This is a genomic window from Patescibacteria group bacterium (assembly GCA_028715115.1).
GTDB lineage: Bacteria > Patescibacteriota > Patescibacteriia > UBA2591 > UBA4787 > JAQUSN01.
The window spans coordinates 173,452-196,197 of the sequence record JAQUSN010000002.1 but is presented as its reverse complement, the minus strand read 5'-3'; the positions used below and the strand labels follow the sequence as shown (position 1 = coordinate 196,197).

Here is a 22,746-nt window from a genome sequence, read left to right as displayed (position 1 = left end):
ATTATGAAAAATTTCTTTTTCCTTCGCGTCAAAAAACTAGATATCGAAACAGGCAGTCCTTGGGTGGTGATTATTAATAATGCCGATGCGCAAAGAAATGGCCTAAGGGCCGGCGATCAGTTATTATTGCGCTGGGGCAAACACACTAGAGAGGTTATTGTCGATATTACCGACAGCATGGTTAAGCCGGGTCAAATTGGATTATTTGAAGATATTATTAATAAGTGCCGATTTGAAAATAATAAATTAATTCAACTCACCCTATCAACTCATTCAGAATCTATAAAGGCTATCCAAAAAAAGATATTGGGCAAAAAATTATCTTATAAAGAAATTTATTCGATTATTAACGACGTAGTAGAATATAAATTAGATGATGCTGAAATGGCCTTTTTTGTCGCCGGCGCTTTTTCAAAGAGCACTTGTTTATCTCGGCGAGAATTATTCTATTTAGCAAAAGCCATCGCTTATACCGGAAAAATTTTTCGATTTGGCAATATTGTCGTCGATAAACATTCTATTGGCGGTATTCCTGGGAATCGAGTTACACCAATTATCGTGGCAATAATCGCCAGCTACGGCATTATTATTCCCAAAACATCAACCAGGGCCGTTACTTCGGCGGCTGGCACTGCTGATACGTTCGAAGTTTTAGCACCCGTAACTTTCGGCGCCAAAGATTTACAAAAGTTTATTAAAAAAGCAAACGCTTTCTTGGTTTGGGGCGCCGAAGACATTGCGCCAGCCGATGATCGAATTTTAAGCATTGTCTATAAGCTCGGGATTGAATTATATAATAAAATGATTGTTTCAATTATTGCGAAGAAGGTGGGCGAAGGAGTTACTCATTTAATCTTAGATATTCCGGTCGGACCGACCGCCAAAGTAACAAATATGAAAGATGCTCGCAAAATTGCTAACTTATTCCTATTTTTAGCTAAAAAATTTAATATTAAAATAAAAATTATTATCAGTAAATCGGTTAAAGGCCCGATTGGCAAGGGTATTGGTCCGACACTTGAAGCCAGAGACGTCTTACGCGTTTTACAACAAAAAGAGAATCGGCCGATTGACCTAGAAGAAAAGTCTATTTTATTAGCAGGCAAATTATTAGAATTAACCGGCAAGGTCAAGAAAGGGTTGGGTTCTTATTTTTCGCGCAAAGCCTTAATTAATGGCAATGCTTGGAAAAAAATGAAACAAATTATCACTATTCAAGGCGGTAAGCCTCTGGATTCTGAACAAATAAAACAAGGCAAGATAAAACTTGATATTATCGCGCATAAAACCGGCAGAATAACCGAGGTGCATAATAAAAATCTAGTTGAAATCTGCCGATTGCTTGGCGCTCCGGGTACAAAAACCGCCGGAATATATTTTCATAAAATGATCAAGGAACCGGTTAAGACTGGCGATGTATTGTTTACTCTTTACACTAGCAGTATTTTACATTTAAGTGCGGCTAAAGAGGCCTTGAAAAAGATTTGGATTTACAAAATTAAATAAATTGACTTATTTTAAATACAAAAATAGGTGTTTATGGCACCTATTTTTTGTATAATTAATGTGTGTAATATGTGATTAAAGTTTGAAATTCATAACCAGATAACCGACGCCGAATGGTCCTTCATAGGATAATAATTCCGGTTTATAATTAAGATTTTTTATTATGCCCAGTAAAATTAAAATCGACCTTAAGCCACACTCTCCTGCGTCATTGATTAATCCTTGATCTAAATCTAATATTTGTTTCCACGATTTAGTTTTTAATAACGAAATAAGTTTATCATCGAATATTTTTCCGTTTGGATTATAACCAGCCGGTGCGTCAAAGGTCAAGCGATGCGACAAATCACCGGAGGCGATGATAGCTATTTTTTTATCGGATAAAAATATTTCTTCCTTTATTTTTTGTCCAAAATCGAGGTGATCCTGATAGCTTAATAATGAGTAGCCGATCGGAATGATAGAAGAATTTTTAATGTGTTGCGTTAAATAATATAACGGAACCGCTGCGCCATGGTCAAGTTTGGGATTATTCAACATCATTACCGGCATTTTGGCCTCCAGTTTTTCAAAAATTCTATGAGTCAAAACAACATCTCCGGAAAAATTTAATTTGGTGCTAACGTCGCCAAATTGTTTAAAATCAGCCTTATATTTTTCCGATAAATTTATAGAAAATGCGTCAGCAAAAATAGTTCCGTGAGGAGAAATAACAATAATAACATCCGGATTGGCCCTTTTAAGCCGCCTGGCGAGTTTTTCCATGCCTTCAATTGTTTTCTTAGCCAAACTTAAATTATCTTTCCCAATGTCGGGAATAATAATCGGCGGGTGCGGAGTAATTGCCGCAAAAGAAATCATAATATTTTATTATAACCTACTAATATTCTTAATGTCCAAAATGTCACCGGCGGGATGAAGATTAAGCACCGCGTCGTTAATATATAAAACATTATTTAAATTATACCCCAAAGCGTCAAACGTTTCCATATTAGCGATAGGCATTTTTTTGCCTTGAGCAATTACATATATTGCGGGACTATAACTGTTTTTTACCAATGTGCCATCTCGCAGTCTCAGGGGTTCTGTGGTAATGAAATTAGCTAATTCTTCGGTGTTGCTATCTATAATCTGATCATAAGGAAAATTATTATACAAAATAACTTCGTCAATAATAGGATATTTGAGATTTTCTTGAATATAGTAAATCAAATTCGTACCCTTGTCTTGCAATATTGCTCCTGAAGGGTAGGGAGTAGCAATTGTTTTACCTTCGGGATATTGCAATAGATCGGTCTGTTCAACTGGAATAATTTCCTGGGGTAAAAATCCTATCTCTTTAAGCAGCGCATCGCTGGCAATTTTCCGTCGATAACCGTCTACTAGTAAAAATACTTCGCCGCCAGAAGCCTTTAATAAAGAATAATTGGAAAAGCTCATCGGTTCGCCAACTTCATATCTATTTAATTCTTCTTTTGGTATTTCTTTAACTTTACTAAAACTATAACTGGCCAAAAATACTGCTCGAGAATAGAATGGGCGGCGTAAATTATTTTGAATCAACCAAACTCCTTTTTCGCCATAAGCCCGGACTAAACTGCCGTTAGGTAAAGATCCCTTTTTGGCAAACCATGATTGCCAAATTTGCCAAAAAAGTTTATTACCATTTATATATGGAGTATAATTATATAAAGCGGCGGTAGCCAAATTTTGCGGTCTGACTTTTCGGCCGCTAATTTTATACACTTGTCCGGCTCGATAAGTAAATTCCCAAGGATGTTCCAAAAAATATCTTAAACGCCAGGCGGTTCTGTCTACCTGAATGGTAAAACCGCTAAAACGGCTAACTGGGTTGCGGTTGTCATAACAAGCAAAGCCGGTAGCCCAATCATATTGCGTGCTCTTTATGGCTTGGCGAGTTACAAGGGTTTGCTCTTTTTGGACAATCGTTACAATGACTAAGGGATTAATTTGGTATCTTGTGGCGGCATTATAAATTATTTCTCCGGCATGTTTAACCTGATTATCTAAATCAGAAGTATAATATGCTGACAAGGCACCGCCTTTTCCTTTTAAGAATCCTATTATTTCGTCTTTGGTCGCGCTTTGCCAATTCGTTAATTCGTGATCTGAAATAATATAATTAGGGTCAAAAGTCAGAGCAAACGAAAAATTAGGAATTGCAAAAAACAACAATAAAGCGATAATGCCGATTGATTTTTTGCCTAATTGGCTATTCATTCTAGGGTAATCTTTTTATTTTTTAAGGTTACTTTTACTTTTTGTCCGTCAATTATTCTGCCACTGACGATTTCCATGGCTAATCTGTCCAAAATTTCCCTTTGGATCAGTCTTTTCAACGGGCGAGCGCCAAAAACAGGGTCATATCCTTGTTCGGCTAATCGGTCTTTAACGTCATTATTAATTATTAACTTTATTTTCTTTTCCGTCAACCTTTTCTCCAGACGTTTTAGTTGTAAGTCGACGATTTTTTTGATATCGTCTTTGTTTAAAGCCTTAAAAACAATAATTTCATCGATTCTATTCAAAAATTCGGGGCGAAAATATTCTTTTAACCTGAAAAATATTTTATCTTTGATTATTTTATAGCCATTGTCTTCTTTTTCCGACGTAAACCCGAAGTCAGATCGCTTGGCTTGTTCTTGTATTAATTCAGAGCCTAGGTTAGAGGTCATGATAATTATCGCATTCTTAAAATTAACAACCCTACCTTTAGCGTCGGTTAATCGTCCATCGTCTAATATTTGCAGTAAAATATTAAAAACGTCAGGATGGGCCTTTTCTATTTCGTCAAATAAAATTACGCTATACGGTTTTCGGCGGATGATTTCGGTTAATTGCCCACCTTCGTCATAACCAACATAGCCAGGTGGAGAGCCAATCATTTTAGAAACAGTGTGCTTTTCCATATATTCAGACATATCAAGTCGCACCAAAGCCTGCTCTGTGTCGAACATGAATTCAGCTAAAGCGCGTGCTAATTCGGTTTTACCAACGCCACTCGGACCGATGAACATAAACGAACCAATCGGTTTATTTTCTTCACTAATGCCGGCGCGGTTTCGACGAATAGCATTGGCGACAGAAACAACGGCTTCTTCCTGATCAATTAATCTTTTATGGATCTCTTCTTCCAGGCGAGCCAGCTTTCTGGTTTCTTCTTCTAGCATTTTAGTTAACGGAATGCCGGTCCAGTGAGCTACGACCTTAGCAATGTCTTCAGCGGTTATTTCTTCTTTAAGAATTCTGTTTTCTTTTTGGATATTATTTAGTTTTTTGTGGAGAGATATGGCTTCTTTTTCGGCAACTGGGATTTGACCATATTTTATCTCGGCAACTTTTTGTAGATCGCCATAACGTTCAGCAATTTCTTTTTCTTGTTTTAGTTCATCTATTTTTTGTTTAATTTCTCTTAATGCCGTAATAATTTCTTTTTCCGTCTTCCATTTTATCTCCCATTTGGAATATTCTTCCTTTAAATTTGCCAATTCTTTGTTAATTTTTGTTAATTTATCTTTAGCGCTCTTGTCGCCCTTAATGGCTGTTTTTTCTATTTCTAATTGTTTAATCTTTCTTTTTAATTTATCAACTTCCTCTGGTTCACTTTCGATTTGCATTCGAAGGGATGAAGCCGCTTCGTCCATTAAATCAACGGCTTTATCTGGCAAAAATCTATCAGTAATATAACGGGAAGATAATTTAACGGCTGCGACAATCGCATCGTCGGTTATTCTAACACCGTGATGAACTTCATATTTTTCTTTAATTCCTCTTAAAATAGCGGTTGAATCTTCAATAGACGGTTCAATAACTAATACCGGTTGGAAGCGGCGTTCTAGGGCCGGATCTTTTTCAATATATTTTTGGTATTCTTTTAGCGTAGTTGCGCCGATACAATGCAGCTCTCCTCGCGATAATACCGGTTTTAACATATTCGACGCATCAATAGCGCCCTCGGCTGCGCCGGCGCCAACCAATGTATGTAATTCGTCGATAAATAATATATAATTTCCAGCGCGTTTTATTTCTTTTAATACGGCTTTGAGGCGATTTTCAAATTCACCGCGAAATTTAGTGCCGGCGATTAAACTTCCTAAATCTAATGATATCAATTCTTTATTCTTGAGCGACTCGGGAACGTCTCCGCTTACTATTCGCTGCGCCAGTCCTTCGGCAATGGCCGTTTTGCCAACGCCGGCTTCGCCGATTAACACTGGGTTATTTTTTGTTCGACGAGATAAGACCTGAATCAAGCGGCGGATTTCTTCATCACGCCCGATAATCGGATCTATTTTTTCTTGTCTGGCCGCTTCAGTTAAATTATTTGTATATTTTTCTAAAACTTGATATTTTACTTCGGGCTCCGGTTCAGTGATGCGTTCAGTGCCTCGCACGCTTACTAAAACCTTTAAAATTTGCTCGGGATCTATTTTAAATTTCTTGGCTAATTCTTTTACTACGGAATTAACCCCCAGTAATCCTAAAAGTAAGTGCTCGGTAGAAACATATTCATCTTTTAAGCGGGCCGCTTCTTTGTTGGCCAAAAATAGACTTCGTTGGAGTAGGGGAGTAATATAAACTTCGGCAATGTTGGCCGGGCCGCCAATTTTAACATTAGGCAAATATTCAATAATTTTTTCTAATTCTTGTTTAAAACGCTCTACGTCAACCCCTAATTTTTTAAAAATAGCCAAAACAACGCCCTCATCTTGTCTGATTAGGGCTAACATTAAATGAGGAGTATCAACTTGCTGCTGATCATACTCCATGGCGATATTATGCGCATCTTGCAATGCTTCTTGTGCTTTAATAGTAAAATTATTCATACCCAGTAACAACAACTTCACTAAAGATGCCAAACATTATTGGTACGATAGTGTTTTAATCGTTTAGCTAAAAACCTTCGACCATCCGTGGTTTTTAGATATTTTTCTCTTTGTTTGGCATCTTCTTGGTGAAGTGATGCCTCAAAGTAGATTAATTTTAATGGCAATCTGCCCTTGGTAGCAAAACTTTCTCCTTTCCAGTGTTCTTGAAGTCGTTTTTTTAAATTGTTGGTATAACCTATATAGTTATGGTCGTCTTTGGGGCTATAGAGCACGTAAGAATAGAAGAACACTGGTGAAGTTTTGTTACTGGGCATATTTTATGATAACTTAAAGTTGCCTATTTGGCAACTAATATATATTATACTACTATGTTAGCACTCGTCAAGCAAGAGTGCTAATTTATCCACAGTTACTTAAAAATACTTAAATCATAATTGCAATTATAACAATGTCCGCATTTATCTAGGCGCTTGATTTGATGGCCACTACGAACAATATTAGATTTACCGCAATTAGGGCAAATCGTGTTTTCTCGAACATCGTTAACCACATTACCGACGTAAACGTATTTTAAACCGATTGATTTGCCAATTTCATATGCCGTATCAATTGTATTGGGGGTGGTTGGTTCAATGTTAATCATTTTATATGCCGGATAAAAGCGAGAAATATGCCAAGGTACGCTATTACTTAGTTTATTTTTAATGAACTTGGCTATATTTCTTAACTGCGGTCCCTTGTCAGTATAACCGGGAATTAACAAGGTCGCGACTTCCAAATGAATTTTATTTTTATAAACTTGTTTTAGGTTTTTCAAGATCGGCTCTAAGCGCGCTCCACACACATCTTGATAGATTTTATCGTTAAAAAATTTCAAATCAATATTAATGGCATCTAAATATGGACGAATAAGGCCAAATGTTTCTTTAGAAAAATACCCATTTGAAACCCAAATATTTTTTAATTTATTTTGGTGAGCCAGCTTCATAATCTCCAGCGCATATTCTAAAAATATGGTTGGCTCGGTATATGTATAAGCAATGCTGGTGATATTTTTTTTGAGTGCCATCTCAATTATTTTTTGCGCTGGCCATTCTTCGCCGGTAATTTCTTGGTCCTGCTTGGTCGCTTGCGAAATATCGGCATTCTGGCAATTTTGACATTGAAAATTACAACCAATAGTCGCTAAAGACAGCGCCTGCGTTCCAGGCATAAAATGAAATAATGGCTTTTTCTCAACCGGATCAATGTTCAAGGCAATTAATTTACCATATGTCAAATTATATAACTTCCCGTTCGCATTCAGTCTGACTCCGCAATGACCGCGCGCACCGCTTTTTAAAACGCAATAATGATTGCAAACATGGCATTGAACGATTTGATTTTTTAATTTTTTATATAATAACGCTTCTTTCATAACTAATATTATACCACATAAAAACAATAAAATAATGTTAACTTCTTGCCTAGGCGTGGATTATAAGTTATAATATATGTAAAATATGGATCTAGGGCACAAAACTCGTTGTTTTATCGCGATTAATTTGCCACAAAACGTCAAAGATTATTTGGCTAAAATTATTGATTTACTCAAGTCAAACAATAAAGATTTACCCATAAAATGGGTAAACGAGACCGGAATACACTTAACTTTGCATTTTTTGGGTTATTTGAACGAAACAGGCGTGGAAAAAGTCAAAGAAATCATGGAAAAAACGGTCAACAAATATTCTAAAACTAAATTATGTTTGACTGATTTGGGTGGATTTCCCAACTTAAAAAAACCGCGTGTTATCTTTGTTGGCAATCAAGAAATTTCGGCAAAAAATATTTTATATGAATTGCGCCGCGAGCTTGGCGCATTGCTTATTCCTCTTGGAGTTGAAATAGACGATCGACCATGGCAAATGCACTTGACTTTGGCGCGCCTAAATTATCCCTTTGAGTTCAATTTGCCTGATCTAAAAATAGATAAAATAAACTTCACCATTGAATCTATTGATTTGATGAAAAGCGAATTAAGCAGGGCGGGCGCAAAATATTCTGTTATAGAAAAATTTAATTTGCTTTAATAAATTTCCTACCAATTACTAATTTTTCGCTAATTATAAGTTTTGATGCCGCTATAATAATTTATGGTTTCCATTATTATTACAACCTATAAAGAAAAAGATACGCTTGCTAATGCTATTAATTGCGTTTTAAATCAGAAGCCGACCTTTGATTACGAAATATTAATCGTCGGTCCAGACGCCGAAAGCGAGCAAGTGGCCAAAAACTTCATAGACCGTTACCAACAAATAAGATATATAAAAGATGAACACCGCGGTAAACCGGCGGCGCTTAATTTGGCCGTTCAGGCGGCGCGTGGTGATATTTTGGTTTTAACTGATGGCGATGTTTGGATAGGAGAGAATACACTGAATTTTTTAGTTTCATGTTTTGATAACGCTTCTGTTGGCGCCGCTACCGGACATCCTCTGCCGATTAATTCTAGAAACAATATCTTTGGCTATTGGGCGCATTTTTTAACCGAAGCCGCCCATTGGCTAAGAATAAGAAACATGATTTTTCCATGTTCTGGCTATTATTATGCATTTCGTAAAAACTTATTCGAGCTGGTTCCCGAAAACGCCCTATCAGAAGACGGGCTAATAACGCAAATGATTCGAGTAAAACAATATCGCATCGAATATATACCACAGGCATTCGTTTACGTAAAATATCCCAATAATTTCAAAGATTGGTTATTGCAAAAAAAACGATCTACCGGCGGCTATAAACAAAAGATAGGTTCGCTTAATAAAGAAAGAAATTTTTACGGCGAGCTGGTTGGCGGATTTAAATTTTTATTCGTTTATCCAAGTAACTTGCGAGAGTTTTGGTGGACTATTTTATTGTATTTAGCGCGCTTATACTTATGGCTAATTATCTTTTGGGAACAAAGAATTATTCGTCCTGATTTTAATAAGCCATGGGCTAGAATAGAAAGCACGAAATAATTTGCCTTTTAATTAGCTCGTGATAAAATTATATTGAATTAGCTTATTATTTTTTATTTTATTATGGTTCGAGTCCGCTTTGCACCATCTCCAACCGGTTATTTACACGTCGGGAGCTTACGCACTTTTCTTTTTAATTGGCTTTTTGCCAGGCACTATAAAGGTAAAATGCTTCTGCGTATTGAAGATACCGACCAAAAACGATATGTCTCTGGCGCAGTTGAGAGTTTAATAAAAACCCTGCAAGATTTTGGGCTTGATTGGGACGAAGGGCCATATCTTGATAAAAAGGAGCAAATAAAAGAAATGGGCAAAGTAGGACCGTACTTCCAAACGCAGCGTTTAGATATTTATAAAAATTTTGCGCAAAAATTAATAGACGAGGGGAACGCTTATTATTGTTTTTGTACCGAGCAAGAGTTGGATAAAATGCGCGAAAAACAAACGGCAAAAAAACTTCCGCCGATGTATGATGAACGCTGCCGAAGATTAAATAAAGAAGAGGTCGCTCTTCGACTTCGCTCAGGGCAACCTTATGTTATAAGGTTGAAAATACCAGAGCAGGGGATAGTGAAAATAAAAGATTTAATTCGCAACGATATTGAATTTAATTATCGCGATGTTGATGACGCGGTTATTATAAAATCAGATGGATTTCCGACCTATCATTTAGCCAATGTCATCGACGATCATTTGATGAACATCACTCATGTTCTAAGAGCCGAAGAGTGGATCTCGAGCGTGCCTAAACATGTTTTCATATATCAATCTTTTGGTTGGGACTTACCGCGCTTCGGACATGTTCCGCTACTGTTAAACCCCGACCGTTCGAAATTGTCAAAACGCCAAGGAGACGTAGCTGCAGAAGATTATTTAGCCAAAGGCTATCTGCCGGAAGCATTCTTAAATTTTTTGGCGCTCTTAGGTTGGAATCCGGGCGATAACAGAGAAATATTTTCTTTAAAAGAATTAATTAAAGAATTTTCTATTGAAAAGGTGCAAAAGGCCGGCGCAATTTTTAATTTAGAAAAACTTGATTGGATGAACGGCTGTTATATCCGTAAAAAAAACACCGAGGAGCTGACCAGGCTGTGTTTGCCATATCTTATTAATGCCGATTTTATTCGCCAAGACGGATCGCAAATATTTATTAAAAGCTCTGGCATTAAAATAGACATTAAGTGGTTATCAAAAATCATAAAGCTCGAGCAGGAACGATTAAAAGTCTTAAATGATATTCCTGAAAAAACTAAATTTTTCTTTATTAAAGAATTAAATTATGATCCGCAAATACTTATTTGGAAAAAAAGTGACGTAGCCACCACGAAAAGCAATTTAGAATTAATTAAAAATAATTTAAATAAGCTTTCGTCAAATAATTTTAAAGCGCAAAATGTTCAAAATATATTAAACTGTCTTGGCAAAGATAGGGGAGTGGGTGATATTTTTTGGCCATTTAGGGTCGCCTTGACCGGCGAAAAATCATCGCCGCCGCCTGCAGAAATTGCCGAAGTTCTTGGTTTTTCTGAGGCTATCCGACGTATTGATTTGGCCCTCGACAAGCTTAATTTAATGAGTTAAAATTATATTTCTTACTATTATTTAAAATGAAAAAAGCGTTTTTCATTATATTTATATTTTGTTGCGGCTTTTTTTTATTGTCGACAAATCATTTTGCTTATGCTTCGCCGGTCGATGATCTCCAAAAACAGATAGAGCAACAAAATGCCAAGATAAAACAATTGCAGGAACAACAAAAAGTATATCAAGATAAAATCGATCAGGTGCAAAAACAGGCTACGACTTTAAAAAATCAAATCAGCATCTTAGATAATCAAATTGCCAAAACTAATGCAGCTATTAAAGAAAAACAAGAATCTATTACCGAAACAGAATTATCAATACAAAGCTTAGAGTTACAAATCAATAATCAATATGATCAGATTGATGTGCGAAAAGAGCAATTGATCACTATGTTGCAAATGATTAATCAGAATGACAATAAAAATTCTTTGGAAATATTTTTATTAAACGGTAATATTTCTGAATTTTTAAATCAAGCAAAGTATCTCGAAGATCTGCAGGGCAACTTACAAGACAATCTGGAAAAAATGAAACTGATTAAAGACGGATTGGAGACTCAACAAAATGCTCTGCAAGAAAAAAAACAAACTCTTTCTAATCTCAAGCAGGATTTAGTTCAACAAAAACAACAATCTTCGCTAGAGCGCCAGGCGGAAAATAATTTATTAACCCAAACTCGAGGCGCTGAATGGAAATACCAGGCCTTATTGGCGCAAGCCGTTAGTGAACAAAAAAAAGCCGAACGAGACATGGCCACCGCCGAACAATTGCTTAGAAAAAAGATTGCCGACCAAAAAAATCAAGAAATGCTTAATAACCTCGAAGAGGGTGGGGGACCATTGGTTTTATCTTGGCCGGTTCCTCAAAATGTCATTACTACAAGTTTTCATGATCCAGAATATCCTTTTATCAGGTCAATCGGTCAACATCCAGCTATCGATATACGCGTTGCACATGGCACAGCCATTCGCGCACCGGCTTCCGGTTATGTTGCTAAGGCCGTAAACGCCGGAATGGGGTATAGCTATATTATGTTAGTCCATCGAGACGGCATTTCAACCGTCTATGGCCACGTCAGCGCGATTTATGTAAGCGAAGGGCAATATGTTCAACGAGGATCTACTATTGGCCGTACTGGTGGCATTCCTGGCACTCCTGGCGCTGGACCCTTTTGCACTGGACCACATTTACATTTTGAGGTAAGATCAAATGGTATCCCGACTAATCCTTTAAACTATTTAATTTAATAAATACATTACCATGACCTTTGGAAGCGGGGACTATCGCAGTACTAAGTATCCAAGCATTGTCGGTTCATCTTATGGCTGGTGGCATAAACCCATGGACTCCAGTTTAGCCGTTATCATTCTCACGATTCTGGTTGTTATGATTTTCCTTTTCGGCATCTGGTTTACGACCCAATATTTCAAAATTTGGTCAATCGTAGAAGCCAAAGCAGTCACCACCGACCAATCAGTCGAAATAAAATAACCCCCCCCCATATATTAAAGGGGATATAAGGTTTTTCTAGATATACAGCGTCGCACAATATACCTTTTACGAAGCCAAGTCAGGATCTTCAACAAAATAGGTCTTCTAATAAAAGGCCTATTTTGTTTGTTTTTTAACCTTAAAAGATGATATATACTCCATCTATTTTATTAAAAAAATATTTTTTGTTTTTCACTGCTCTATTCTTGATATCTATCTCAACTTTATTATAAAAATTTTTTAAAATTGTAGGGCACATAGGTAATAGATCAAGGATATGTATCTAAGTTCAGTTATTTATCAGATATGCTCGATTTTATCGGTTTAGTCCATGTTTCCCCTTTTTAACAATGATTTTAATAAAACTTAAGCCTCTTTTATTAAAAATCTGATTATTAAAATAAACAAAAAAAGATAATTAAATTATCAAGTGTCGTAAAATAAATATATAAATAAATAATTGACAAACCTCTAAAATAGTATTAAGCTATAGATATGCCAAACTATGGAGGCTCTCCTATGGACAGTAACCCTGCTGGCTGTGGTGGCAAACTACATCCATGCTGCGAAGGATGTAACCTGGCAAAAGGATGCCCCAAGACCAACAAATGTCTTAAGTCCTGCTGCGCTACTTGCTCAAGATACTATCAAGAGAAGATGATCGCCTGCCCCATCTCCCCGCTCGTTCGGCCCAGACAAACCCGGACACGGGTCCGCCACAGAGGTCAATCCCCGTCCATGTTTACTGCCGCCCCTTAACCGGGGCGGCTTTCTTATAAATAATTTATAATTCGATGGTCTGGCCAAATCCAGGAATAATTGTTTCTACGCCGGTCTCGTCGTTGACTTTTTTAGCTAAAATCTGAGCCTGATCCAAGTCGCCATGGGTAATAAACATTTTCTTCAAGCCATTCTTAGATTCTTTTGCCCATTTTAAAAGCAAGGGTTGATCAGCATGAGCAGAATATCCGCCAATCTTTTTAACTTGCGCTTTAATATCTATCTCTTGGCCTAAAATTTGTATTTTTTTGGCTCCATCTAAAACCTGCCTGCCTTTGGAGCCATACGCTTGAAATCCGACAAACAAAATCGTGGCATTGGGATCAGGTAAATATCTGACTTCATGATGAATAATGCGACCGCCTTCGCTCATACCTGAACTGGCAATAATGACTTTGGGCGCCGGAAAATCATTTATTTTTTTCGATTCTTCAACGGTCGGAGTATATGTTAAACCGGCAAAATTAAAAATATCGTCGCCTGCTTTAATTAATTTTATGGCTTCTTGGTCGAAAAAATTTGGATCACTTGAATATTTATCGTAGATTTTAGTTAATTTAATAGATAACGAACTATCAACAAAAATCGGCACGGCGGGCAATTCTTTTTTTTCTACCATATCGTTAATTTCATATAATAATTCTTGTGTACGTTCCATGGCAAAAGCCGGAATTAATAAAACAGATTTTTTACGAACAGCATCGATGATGTGGTCTTTCAATAATTGTTTTCTATTGGAGGCTGATTCATGAATCCTAGCGCCATAGGTCGATTCAAGCAATGCGTAATCGGCTGATTCAGTAAAATATTCCGTATCTTTTACTATTGGCGAAGGTACATTACCCAAATCGCCGGAAAATAATATTTTATTATTGCCTGAAGTTATTCTCAGCGACGCTGAACCTAAAATATGACCGGCGTCAATATATTCTATGTCAAAATTTTTAATAGAAAATTTATGGTGATATGGCACAACTTTCCATAAAGACATCGTTTTTGCAATGTCGGCCTCATCATAAATAACCATATTTTTGGTGGCAAAGTTTTTGCTCATAATCGCATAAGAATCCAGCAAAAGATGATAAGCCATATCCTTGGTGGGCGCCGTAGAATAGATGTTTTTATCAAAACCGTCTCTAACTAACTTAGGTAAACGACCGATATGGTCGATATGGGCATGAGTAATTAAAACACCCTCAATTTCATGAGGGTCGTATGAAAAATCGGCGCTATTTTTTTCGAAAGCCTGGTCGGCGCCCTGAAACATACCGCAATCGATCAAAATTTTATTATTTTGATCTTCTAAAAGATGATTTGAACCGGTAACCTCCCCTACTCCGCCCCAAAATTTAATCTTCATAATATTTTTCGTAAAAAACAAAATCTTTACTAAAATTTTTAGTATTTTTGTTATTTTTTTTCTTTTCCTCCGGTCCTCCGGGTTATTCTACGTTGTTTTGAAAGTCATCGCTTTCATTCGTGTCGTTTCGTCCTTCACTTTCTTCCTTGCAGCCACATTGGCAGCCGAAGTTGCACTCGCAACAATACTTACAAAGATCTTGATTACAAGCGCAACTATCTTCGGCGCCTTCTTCATTTTTTAGCGGCATGCCGCATTTTTTACACTTACTATAGGCCATATATTATAAATTTACATTACAAATTAATTTTTTAAATAATTTTTGATAACCGGCCAAGATATTTTTGCCCATTCCTCAACTTGATAATTCTGTGAATTAATAATTTCTTCCAATTCTTCAATTGTTTTCATTCCGCTCGTGATAATTTCCTGGTTGGTTGATTTAAACTCTTCCAAGTCTGTTTTTAAAACATACAAAATACCAATATGAACGCTGCCTACATCGTCAGTATCGTTATTAATATAGCCCAAAATATCTAAATCTTGTTCTTTGGCGTTTAATCCAGCTTCTTCCTCCACTTCTCTTAGGGTGCTAATTCTAATGGGGTTGCCTTTTTCTAAATCATCTTTCTCGACATGTCCGCCAACACCCCAAGACCAACGGCCCCATAATCTTTTTTCGCTATATTCTTTTTCTTTATTCGCGCGTTGATAAGCGAAAACTTTTTTTAATTTTGGATTAATTATGACCGCGTAACCAATCGGCTGTTTCAGATTTTTATCATGCTCCACGGCCGTACGTTGATAATAACTATAATTAGCTAAAATCTGGGCTTCATAATCGAGAATATTCTTCTCTCGAAATCCTTCAAAATAGCCATCTTTAAATAAAATTTCTTTTTTGATGGCCATGATCATGGTCTCTGGATTATTCATTAAATGAAATCACGAATTAATATTTAATTATGAAGCATAAACCGAGTTTGTCAATCGCGACTGGGGATTAAAATATAAGGCCGGGAATGACGCTTTCGCGCCATGCCCGGCCGATACTACTCACTAAGCTCGCCCTCCGATAGCTTGAAGGGGGCGATCATTGACCACACCCCTCCACGAACCACGATCGGTAGGTCTGCGAAGACGCCATCCTGCCAGTAGTCGTAGATGTCGCCGAGGATCGCTTCAATGTCACCAGTGCCGCTGACCGTATCATCACAGACATCATAACATGCCCACTTGATACTGTCGGTACTCGCCTGGTAGGAAACGTCGAGAACCAGTATCCCATCGCGAGAAAGCGTCCTCTTGATGACAATCCATGATCCTGACGAATCAATCAGGCGCGTGTATCTTTCGCACCTGCTCCATTCGTCGGACGAGCTCTCCAGACAGACCTTGGACCACGGGGAAACGGGTTGTGCCGCCAGTCGTGACGGGAGGATTATTACCACCACGATCACGATTGCGGTTAGCAATGACTTCATTCGGTAATTCCTCCTGTTGTTTTATATTATAAACGATTTTAGTCAAAAGTCAAGTTAATAAAATTCACCTGTAATCTTGACAAAATGTATAAAAGTTGTATATTATAAATGTTCGAGTAAGTCCCCTACATTCATTACCCTAAGGAGGTATTCGTGACCGAAGGCGCAACTACGCCGGTAAGCGGAACGGTTGTCTTCCCCGCTGACGGCACCGTCATCCCCTCTCAACCCCACGAGATAAGCCCGGCCTATTCCGAGGCAATGGTCGGCTTCGATCCGACGAACCAGAGGTGGGTCTCCCCTCCGCCCAACGGAACAGGCTTTCTCGTGATCTCCGAGAAGAAGCCGGGGCGCGGTGATGCACTCATGATCGGCGACCCTCTGGGCTGCAACTTCTGGGCCCACGTGGTCCCCGCCCCCAAGCCCACAACCTGATCGCGGCCGTTCGGCTTTCAAAAGCGGGGCTCCCTAACCGGAGTCCCGCCCTTTATTTACAAAGATTGTTCTCAATCTTTTTTATTTATTTAATAACCAAACTGAATATGTTAAATATGTAGCAAAGCTAACCCAAAGAAAATATGGAATTAATAAGCTGGCGGCTGTCTTGGATTTTGGCCAAATAGATATAATTAGAGCCAATACTGATAAACCCAATAGCCCCGCTTCCCAAATAGAAAAATATAAACTATGCGCAGAGAAAAATAAAAAACTCCAAAAAATATTCAAAAATGCATTCACGCCGAATAAAATCATTATTTGTTGGCGATAAATTCTGCTAAATTCTTTTCTTCTCCAGATAATCATCGCCGAAACCATTGCTAAAATAAATATAAGCGTCCAAACAAGACCAATCATAGCCCCTGGCGGCGTAAAATTGGGCAAATTAATCATTCCGTACCAGTTCATACCTAAATCTGTAATAACACTGCCGGTTAGCGCGACAATAATTGTTAATAAAAAGATAACGACCTGGCCCTTTTTCATAATTATATGTTTTTAATGATTAAACTAATAATATATATAATACCATTTTACTAAATAATTGGAAGCATTAATGTGCAAATCATCAAGTTTAGCTCTGACTAAATGTTAATAAAACCACCTTATAATGCCACTTTGGGACTTGACAAAATTTTACCTTTCTGCTATTATATCACAATCGGAGGTGTTATTGGCGTCCCTTTTCCCTTAAATGGGTTTCCTTCCGTACATCGGTTAAATCCTGTCCCTATATCGTATAACCTCCTTTGGGGCGTGGTGAACGAAGGACCCGCGCTTTTCTGTCACTCTACTGCGAGTCCTGTGACGGAAATATGTGCCAGGATTGACTGAATCGATGTACTTCACGGGGTACGCCAGGAGGCGGACAGTCGACCACTGACTTGGGCAAGGGGAGCAAAGTCAAGTCGACCGTTTGTGGGCAGGTCCGCCCTCCCGTTACATGGCGAGCCGCAGTTCTTTGCGGCTCGCCTTCTCTTTTTGTTTTAAAATATATAAAAAGAAGAGCGCCGAGAGGACCTCGGCGCTCGGGTGCTCGGGAACTCTACTGCAGAAACCGCAACGTTCCCGTCTGCTTGATGTGATCGAAGGTGATTGTCGCCGACCGGTGCGACTCGGTTCGCAAACCGTCAACGGCGACTACCGGACCGATTACCGACATCATGCTGTCGGTAACCTGCTCGTGACTGAGGACGTGGATCTCGGCGACCATGGGCTCATTCCGGCGGCCGCTTCTGCGGGCCAGAGCGAACTCAAGGCTCAAGAGCCCGTCACCGTTAAGGGACTTCAGGGGGCCACCGACTACGCGGATCGGTAGGACGCGGTGGGCATGGCTGGCTTCCATGAACCAGCGGAAGTTTTCTGCCGGCTCGGGCGGTTCGGGGAAACGATGACCGCTTCCGGAATCTGCACGTTCGAACATACGAACCTCCTTTAAGGTTATTTTTAATATAGCATATTTTTAGTTTTTGTCAATATTGACTAAGTGTAAAAAATATGCTATATTTATTATATAGGAGTTATTATGAACAACGACTTCTCGCCCACCGATCCCTACGGACCGTCGAGCGCTGAGTCTGCTGAACTGGGCAAGCTCATCATCTGGCTGATGGTGGTAATTGCCGAATGGATGGACAAGGCGCTCAAACGACTCCGGTTCTATGCCACGATAGCCGTTCTGATACCGGTCACGCTCGTCAGGATAACCTGGCGCAAGATAACATTTCAGAGCTAAAGGAGGTTCAATGCACTTACGTGCACCCCCTCGACGTTTGGTCGGGGGGTTTGCTTATATAAAAACGAACCAATTCGGTTCGTTTTTGCTTCTTATATAAGTATATCGTTCTTATTTTAATTTTTTAAATTGCACATATGAATAAATAAATGTGGCGATGGCAAATGCTAAAACCGGTATTATCACGAAAAAAATCGAACTGCTTGGAAAGAAAAATCCGATAAGTGAGATTAGAGCTGCAGCCTTAAAAAACGCTCCGGCCAAACGATGGGTCTTTTCCCAAACTACGTCGCTCGAAAGCGTCCAGGGATTGCGAATGCCGAAAAACCAATTGCGTTTTGCTTTGGGTAAAAACGCGCCCAAAAAATACCAGAGAAAAGCAAAGGCGGGAATAATCATGACGGAAAAATTAAACTGCCAACCAAAATTCCAACCTAATTGCAAAACATAAATATAAAGTAGAAATACTTCGAATAAAATCCAAAATAAATTATAATATTTTCCGAATGACGCGATATTGGTTTTTAACGGATCTATTTTGGGAATAACTAAATACAAAATAAACATGAATATCATTATTATCGGGGTTAAAAATATTCCCCAAAACTTACTCATATAACCATCTACCTGGCCGGCCGCGTTCCAGTGCGTGGCAATAACGCTCGGCAGTCGCGAATATGCCCACACGCCCACCACAATAGAAGCGAGAATAATGATGATAAAAATTAAATTACTGAGTTTTGTTTTCATATTATTTAAATTCCATGCTTAAAGCGATGCGATCGATTAAACTATCTAAATCAAAAGCTTGTTGCTCGTTTTTGCAGGCGGTTTTTTGCGGATCTTCGTAATTATCGCAATTGGGGGCGCGTAAACTAAAAGTTAAAATTATGGTTTGCTTATTATGCGCAAATGCATAAGCATAATTAGTATAGGTCGTGCCAGCTGCAGCTCCGCTTTCTTTGGTCACGCAATAAGTACGGTTATCAACTATTCTTTTTTGTGTTAAACCGCCTGACATAATTTCATTACCGGCTTCGGTGCAAGAAAATGATTCATTTACTACTTGGATTTTCGGCGGCCAATCTACTACACCTATATACTGAGTCAATAAAGCTTCCGGATATTTAAAAGTTATACCCGTAGCACTATCCGTGGTCGTCTTCCATAAATCATCGGGGTTGTTTTCATCAGGACACGGTTCGAATTCGCAATTCGGCCCGATTCGTCCAACATAAGAACCATCCGGGCATAATTTTGCTTCCATGGTGCATTGGACTATAGTGCTCTTTGAATTCCAAAACAACAAGGCAAATGACGCGACTAATATTAATAAAGCAGCGATTATGAAGATGACGCTTGACCTTTTCATACTCCCCTATTTTAACTTAAAAATATTGATATTTTATGAATTTTAATCGCAAAAGTTTGGCTTAAGAATCTGATCCGGAAAACCATATTCTTGTCTCATTTTTTGGCAATCAATGCTGCCGTTGCCATCATAAACCACTTGCCACGCTCCGTCTTTTTTCATAGCCAGGAAAAGTCCGCCCTCTCCGTTGGTTTGCGAAAAGGTCACACCGCCAGCCGCGTATGAATCAGTAAATCTAACTACGCTAATCGCTACATCAGCTGCAAATTTTTTGTATTTAGCGGCTAAAATCTGCTGCACTTGTTGGCCAATAGAAATTCCTGTCGCGTTATTAGGATTAAAATAGCCGCAAGTAATCGTCACGTTTAAATCATCCATTATCGGTTCGCTTGGCGCATTTATGATTTGTTTTATCTGCCCGGCCCGAAAACTTAATAAACAAACTGAATAATCCATAATAAAGCCGCGTTGGCCGGCGCCCACACCATCAGCCGCGTTATTATTATCAACTTTATAATTGTCATCGATAAATTTTTCGATTTTATTATAATCAGTCATTTTCACTCCTTGAGCTTGATATACCAAGCCACTTAGCGTTTCGGTTGCCCAAACATTTTCATCTTTGACCAGCCAATTAAAATTTTCTTCACCTCGTAAAGTAAATTTGATATTCGAGGTTTCTTCAGCGCCACCCAGCATTTCGGTCATTTTATCAGCGCAAAATTCTTCGAACGGGCGAAGACATTTTTGTTTTACCTCGCACCAAGAATAACCAGCCGAACCAATACAGCCATGAGCGTCGCGATCTCCGCCGACAACCACACTATCATTTTGCTTAGGAACGGCAAAATACCTAGTTAAAATCGTAAAAGCAACCCCAACGGCAAATAAAATCAAAACCACGATTAATATCTTCTTAGTCATAACATATTTTAAAACATCTTAAATATAATATATTATGATTATACCCCTTCTATTGCAAAAATGAAAGATTGTGCTATAATTATCCACATATGAACTCTGGGGCTTTAATACGCAAGGATAGCCTATATTTGGGAAGAGTCTCTCCTCTAAATCCTCTTGAAATTATTAAATCAGAGGATTCTTTTTTATATGATAAAAATCATAAAAAATATATAGACTTTTTAATGGGTTGGTGCGTCGGTAATATTGGGTGGAATAAAAAAGAAATTTTAAAGGCGGTTAAAAAATTTAAAGAGCCATTTTATGTTAATCCTTATTATTTATACAAACCTTGGATTGAACTAGCAGAAATTTTAGCTAAAATAACACCGGGAAAATTAGTAAAAACTTTTCGCTGTACCGGAGGAACCGAAGCAGTAGAAATTGCCATACAAGCGGCCATGACCTATACAAAAAGAAAAAAATTTATATCTATCGAAGGAGCTTATCACGGACATTCTATCGGTGCTATGAGTGTTGGATCGTCAAAATTTAGAAAGTACTACAAAAATCTTATGCCGCAATGCTATAAAATTAGCCCTCCCCTAAACGCTAAGGCCGGAAAGCAAATCGAAAAATTACTAAAAAAAAGAGACGTAGCCGCATTTATTTCTGAGCCAATCATCATGAACTTAGGCGTCGAGATTCCCGAAAAAGAATTCTATAAAATAGTACAAAAAGCTTGTAAAAAATATGGTACCCTGTTTATTGCCGACGAAGTCGCCACCGGCTTTGGCAGAACCGGCAAATTATTTGCTTCAGAGCATTATAACCTAAAGCCAGATATATTATGTATGGCCAAGGCAATCGGTGGCGGTTACGGACCATTAGGAGCGACTATTATGACTAAAAATATCGCTAAGTCAGTCTCTGATTTTAATACCGGCTATTACTCAACGTTTGGTTGGCACCCTTTGAGCGTATATTTAGCCTTAAAAAATATAAAAATAATTTTAAATAACAAAAAACAATTATTTAAAAATGTTGATAAAATGAATAAATATTTCTTTAAAAGATTAAAAGAAATGAAATTTAAATATCCGGCTAATATTAGAATTGCCGGACTGGCTATTGGAATAGAATTTAATAAAAAGAATTATGCGCTTAAAATAGTTAAAAACTGCCAGAAAAATGGGCTTCTTATCTCTGATTGTGGACCTTATAAATTAACTATCTTCCCTGCTCTAAATATTGATAAAAAAACAGCTAAAGAGGGGCTAGACATTCTTGCAAGGTCTGTATAATTTTTTCGCTTCAACCTTAAAAACCTTAAACATTTCCTGACAATAATACCCCAACGTAAAGCTCGCCATCCAGATGATCGAATACAGGCTCACCAAAACACCCTTCGTTCGTTTTATCTTTAATAAATATCTTGGGCAATAAAAAATTCTTTTAGCATCCAATAATAAGCTATTTGTAATACTTTTATCGCCACCCCACAACAATGATCCCTTAAGGACACCTTCTTTTATGCCAATTCGATGGCCGCAACCATATCGAAACGAGCTTCTTAAATCATAATAAACAGGAAGCGGCGTATGGTAGACGCTAGCTTCTGGCACAAATTTTATAGGTATCTTTTTTGCAAATACACGGCAGGTCAAATCGTAATCTTCTCGAAAATGTATATCATCATCAAAGATATAACCAACATCGTTAATTAAATCTTTTCTGATAGCAAGACATGGTTTAAAGGCTGTAAGTTCGGTGGTTGTGTTCACTTCTCTGGTTTTTGCTACAAGTCGCGTCTCAAAATTTTTGTGCTTAAATAGAACTCTGCCCTTAGCTATTTTATAATCATCAAGTCCAAAATATAATTTTCTGATTGATCCGGGAGTAAATACACAATCTGAATCCATAAAAATAAGCCGCTGATTCGTAGCGGCGCTAATAGCTAAATTATTTGCCTTGCCGATATTTCTTTCCGGCAATTCGACATATCTCACGTTTTTCAAACTTTTTACTATTTTTTCAACTTCATAAGTAGCTCCATTTAGAGCAATCACTATTTCCACGTCTTCATCAACACTATCAACGCACTCTTTTATGAGAATGTCGTCGGAAACCGCAATTATAACAGATATATTGAGGTGTTCCATATAGTATTAATTATAGCAT

General features: G+C 38.0%; 23 protein-coding genes. 8 read left to right on the top strand and 15 right to left on the bottom strand.

Features of this window, described 5'->3' with window-relative positions; genetic code table 11:
- Positions 1-3 precede the first annotated feature (3 nt).
- Positions 4-1,506: a thymidine phosphorylase gene (locus tag PHV78_03550; protein MDD5396299.1), complete on the top strand. Its 1,503-nt coding sequence runs from the start codon at positions 4-6 to the stop codon at positions 1,504-1,506.
- Between the two features lie 75 nt (positions 1,507-1,581).
- Here the strand turns inward: PHV78_03550 and amrB are convergent, their stop codons facing one another.
- From amrB to amrS, 5 genes are all read right to left on the bottom strand, one after another.
- A complete protein-coding gene (amrB, locus tag PHV78_03545) occupies positions 1,582-2,367 on the bottom strand; it encodes an AmmeMemoRadiSam system protein B (GenBank protein MDD5396298.1) in 786 nt (261 codons plus the stop codon).
- 9 nt (positions 2,368-2,376) lie between these two features.
- A complete protein-coding gene (locus PHV78_03540) occupies positions 2,377-3,747 on the bottom strand; it encodes a hypothetical protein (GenBank protein ID MDD5396297.1) in 1,371 nt (456 codons plus the stop codon).
- Complete coding sequence (gene clpB, locus PHV78_03535) at positions 3,744-6,353, bottom strand: ATP-dependent chaperone ClpB (GenBank protein ID MDD5396296.1); 2,610 nt, start codon at positions 6,351-6,353, stop codon at positions 3,744-3,746. Before clpB ends, PHV78_03540 begins: the two co-directional genes overlap by 4 nt.
- Positions 6,354-6,373: 20 nt before the next feature.
- Positions 6,374-6,670, bottom strand: coding sequence for a GIY-YIG nuclease family protein (locus tag PHV78_03530; GenBank protein MDD5396295.1), 297 nt, complete (start codon positions 6,668-6,670; stop codon positions 6,374-6,376).
- A 95-nt stretch (positions 6,671-6,765) separates the two neighbouring features.
- Complete coding sequence (gene amrS, locus PHV78_03525; GenBank protein ID MDD5396294.1) at positions 6,766-7,773, bottom strand: AmmeMemoRadiSam system radical SAM enzyme; 1,008 nt, start codon at positions 7,771-7,773, stop codon at positions 6,766-6,768.
- A gap of 85 nt (positions 7,774-7,858) precedes the next feature.
- Between amrS and thpR the strand changes: the two genes are divergently transcribed.
- The 5 genes from thpR (at position 7,859) to PHV78_03500 (ending at position 12,433) form a co-directional block, all read left to right on the top strand.
- Positions 7,859-8,428, top strand: coding sequence for an RNA 2',3'-cyclic phosphodiesterase (gene thpR, locus PHV78_03520; protein MDD5396293.1), 570 nt, complete (start codon positions 7,859-7,861; stop codon positions 8,426-8,428).
- A gap of 63 nt (positions 8,429-8,491) precedes the next feature.
- Complete coding sequence (locus PHV78_03515) at positions 8,492-9,358, top strand: glycosyltransferase (GenBank protein MDD5396292.1); 867 nt, start codon at positions 8,492-8,494, stop codon at positions 9,356-9,358.
- 63 nt (positions 9,359-9,421) lie between these two features.
- Positions 9,422-10,939 carry a glutamate--tRNA ligase gene (gltX, locus tag PHV78_03510; protein ID MDD5396291.1) on the top strand — a complete coding sequence of 506 codons (1,518 nt, stop codon included), beginning with the start codon at positions 9,422-9,424 and terminating at the stop codon, positions 10,937-10,939.
- Positions 10,940-10,965: 26 nt separating this feature from the next.
- Positions 10,966-12,189, top strand: a complete 1,224-nt coding sequence (locus PHV78_03505; protein MDD5396290.1) for a peptidoglycan DD-metalloendopeptidase family protein — start codon at positions 10,966-10,968, stop codon at positions 12,187-12,189.
- A gap of 13 nt (positions 12,190-12,202) precedes the next feature.
- Positions 12,203-12,433, top strand: coding sequence for a hypothetical protein (locus PHV78_03500; GenBank protein ID MDD5396289.1), 231 nt, complete (start codon positions 12,203-12,205; stop codon positions 12,431-12,433).
- Between the two features lie 784 nt (positions 12,434-13,217).
- Here PHV78_03500 and PHV78_03495 read toward each other — a convergent pair.
- The 6 genes from PHV78_03495 to PHV78_03470 all read right to left on the bottom strand — a co-directional run bounded on the left by PHV78_03495 (position 13,218) and on the right by PHV78_03470 (position 17,978).
- Positions 13,218-14,573, bottom strand: coding sequence for an MBL fold metallo-hydrolase (locus PHV78_03495; protein ID MDD5396288.1), 1,356 nt, complete (start codon positions 14,571-14,573; stop codon positions 13,218-13,220).
- Positions 14,574-14,655: 82 nt separating this feature from the next.
- On the bottom strand, positions 14,656-14,853 hold the full coding sequence (locus PHV78_03490; protein ID MDD5396287.1) for a hypothetical protein: 198 nt from the start codon (positions 14,851-14,853) through the stop codon (positions 14,656-14,658).
- A gap of 23 nt (positions 14,854-14,876) precedes the next feature.
- A complete protein-coding gene (locus PHV78_03485; protein ID MDD5396286.1) occupies positions 14,877-15,509 on the bottom strand; it encodes an NUDIX domain-containing protein in 633 nt (210 codons plus the stop codon).
- Positions 15,510-15,625: 116 nt separating this feature from the next.
- On the bottom strand, positions 15,626-16,057 hold the full coding sequence (locus PHV78_03480) for a hypothetical protein (protein ID MDD5396285.1): 432 nt from the start codon (positions 16,055-16,057) through the stop codon (positions 15,626-15,628).
- A gap of 516 nt (positions 16,058-16,573) precedes the next feature.
- Complete coding sequence (locus PHV78_03475) at positions 16,574-17,041, bottom strand: tryptophan-rich sensory protein (protein ID MDD5396284.1); 468 nt, start codon at positions 17,039-17,041, stop codon at positions 16,574-16,576.
- A 559-nt stretch (positions 17,042-17,600) separates the two neighbouring features.
- Positions 17,601-17,978, bottom strand: a complete 378-nt coding sequence (locus PHV78_03470; GenBank protein ID MDD5396283.1) for a hypothetical protein — start codon at positions 17,976-17,978, stop codon at positions 17,601-17,603.
- Positions 17,979-18,080: 102 nt separating this feature from the next.
- Here PHV78_03470 and PHV78_03465 point away from each other — a divergent pair, with 102 nt between their 5' ends.
- Positions 18,081-18,290 (top strand): hypothetical protein, encoded by a 210-nt coding sequence (locus PHV78_03465; GenBank protein ID MDD5396282.1) that lies wholly within the window; start codon positions 18,081-18,083, stop codon positions 18,288-18,290.
- Between the two features lie 111 nt (positions 18,291-18,401).
- On the opposite strand, the gene PHV78_03460 is transcribed toward PHV78_03465, so the two are convergent.
- The 3 genes from PHV78_03460 to PHV78_03450 are packed head-to-tail and all read right to left on the bottom strand — an operon-like array spanning position 18,402 to position 20,586.
- A complete protein-coding gene (locus tag PHV78_03460) occupies positions 18,402-19,040 on the bottom strand; it encodes a DUF1648 domain-containing protein (GenBank protein MDD5396281.1) in 639 nt (212 codons plus the stop codon).
- A gap of 1 nt (position 19,041) precedes the next feature.
- Positions 19,042-19,662: a hypothetical protein gene (locus PHV78_03455; protein ID MDD5396280.1), complete on the bottom strand. Its 621-nt coding sequence runs from the start codon at positions 19,660-19,662 to the stop codon at positions 19,042-19,044.
- 42 nt (positions 19,663-19,704) lie between these two features.
- Positions 19,705-20,586 (bottom strand): hypothetical protein, encoded by an 882-nt coding sequence (locus tag PHV78_03450; GenBank protein MDD5396279.1) that lies wholly within the window; start codon positions 20,584-20,586, stop codon positions 19,705-19,707.
- Positions 20,587-20,675: 89 nt separating this feature from the next.
- On the opposite strand from PHV78_03450, the gene PHV78_03445 reads away from it, so the two are divergent.
- Positions 20,676-21,869, top strand: a complete 1,194-nt coding sequence (locus PHV78_03445) for an aspartate aminotransferase family protein (protein MDD5396278.1) — start codon at positions 20,676-20,678, stop codon at positions 21,867-21,869.
- On the opposite strand, the gene PHV78_03440 is transcribed toward PHV78_03445, so the two are convergent.
- Positions 21,843-22,727 carry a glycosyltransferase family A protein gene (locus PHV78_03440; protein ID MDD5396277.1) on the bottom strand — a complete coding sequence of 295 codons (885 nt, stop codon included), beginning with the start codon at positions 22,725-22,727 and terminating at the stop codon, positions 21,843-21,845. The genes PHV78_03445 and PHV78_03440 overlap by 27 nt on opposite strands.
- Between the last annotated feature and the right edge of the window lie 19 nt (positions 22,728-22,746).

Coding starts and splice junctions, on each gene's coding strand:
- PHV78_03540 (MDD5396297.1), bottom strand. CDS start 3,747: ATGAATAGCCAATTAGGCAAAAAATCAATCGGCATTATCGCTTTATTG.
- PHV78_03450 (MDD5396279.1), bottom strand. CDS start 20,586: ATGACTAAGAAGATATTAATCGTGGTTTTGATTTTATTTGCCGTTGGG.
- PHV78_03470 (MDD5396283.1), bottom strand. CDS start 17,978: ATGTTCGAACGTGCAGATTCCGGAAGCGGTCATCGTTTCCCCGAACCG.
- thpR (MDD5396293.1), top strand. CDS start 7,859: ATGGATCTAGGGCACAAAACTCGTTGTTTTATCGCGATTAATTTGCCA.
- PHV78_03500 (MDD5396289.1), top strand. CDS start 12,203: ATGACCTTTGGAAGCGGGGACTATCGCAGTACTAAGTATCCAAGCATT.
- PHV78_03530 (MDD5396295.1), bottom strand. CDS start 6,670: ATGCCCAGTAACAAAACTTCACCAGTGTTCTTCTATTCTTACGTGCTC.
- clpB (MDD5396296.1), bottom strand. CDS start 6,353: ATGAATAATTTTACTATTAAAGCACAAGAAGCATTGCAAGATGCGCAT.
- PHV78_03505 (MDD5396290.1), top strand. CDS start 10,966: ATGAAAAAAGCGTTTTTCATTATATTTATATTTTGTTGCGGCTTTTTT.
- amrS (MDD5396294.1), bottom strand. CDS start 7,773: ATGAAAGAAGCGTTATTATATAAAAAATTAAAAAATCAAATCGTTCAA.
- PHV78_03460 (MDD5396281.1), bottom strand. CDS start 19,040: ATGAAAACAAAACTCAGTAATTTAATTTTTATCATCATTATTCTCGCT.
- PHV78_03440 (MDD5396277.1), bottom strand. CDS start 22,727: ATGGAACACCTCAATATATCTGTTATAATTGCGGTTTCCGACGACATT.
- PHV78_03485 (MDD5396286.1), bottom strand. CDS start 15,509: ATGAATAATCCAGAGACCATGATCATGGCCATCAAAAAAGAAATTTTA.
- PHV78_03550 (MDD5396299.1), top strand. CDS start 4: ATGAAAAATTTCTTTTTCCTTCGCGTCAAAAAACTAGATATCGAAACA.
- PHV78_03455 (MDD5396280.1), bottom strand. CDS start 19,662: ATGAAAAGGTCAAGCGTCATCTTCATAATCGCTGCTTTATTAATATTA.
- PHV78_03490 (MDD5396287.1), bottom strand. CDS start 14,853: ATGGCCTATAGTAAGTGTAAAAAATGCGGCATGCCGCTAAAAAATGAA.
- PHV78_03445 (MDD5396278.1), top strand. CDS start 20,676: ATGAACTCTGGGGCTTTAATACGCAAGGATAGCCTATATTTGGGAAGA.
- PHV78_03465 (MDD5396282.1), top strand. CDS start 18,081: ATGAACAACGACTTCTCGCCCACCGATCCCTACGGACCGTCGAGCGCT.
- PHV78_03475 (MDD5396284.1), bottom strand. CDS start 17,041: ATGAAAAAGGGCCAGGTCGTTATCTTTTTATTAACAATTATTGTCGCG.
- PHV78_03495 (MDD5396288.1), bottom strand. CDS start 14,573: ATGAAGATTAAATTTTGGGGCGGAGTAGGGGAGGTTACCGGTTCAAAT.
- amrB (MDD5396298.1), bottom strand. CDS start 2,367: ATGATTTCTTTTGCGGCAATTACTCCGCACCCGCCGATTATTATTCCC.
- PHV78_03480 (MDD5396285.1), bottom strand. CDS start 16,057: ATGAAGTCATTGCTAACCGCAATCGTGATCGTGGTGGTAATAATCCTC.
- PHV78_03515 (MDD5396292.1), top strand. CDS start 8,492: ATGGTTTCCATTATTATTACAACCTATAAAGAAAAAGATACGCTTGCT.
- gltX (MDD5396291.1), top strand. CDS start 9,422: ATGGTTCGAGTCCGCTTTGCACCATCTCCAACCGGTTATTTACACGTC.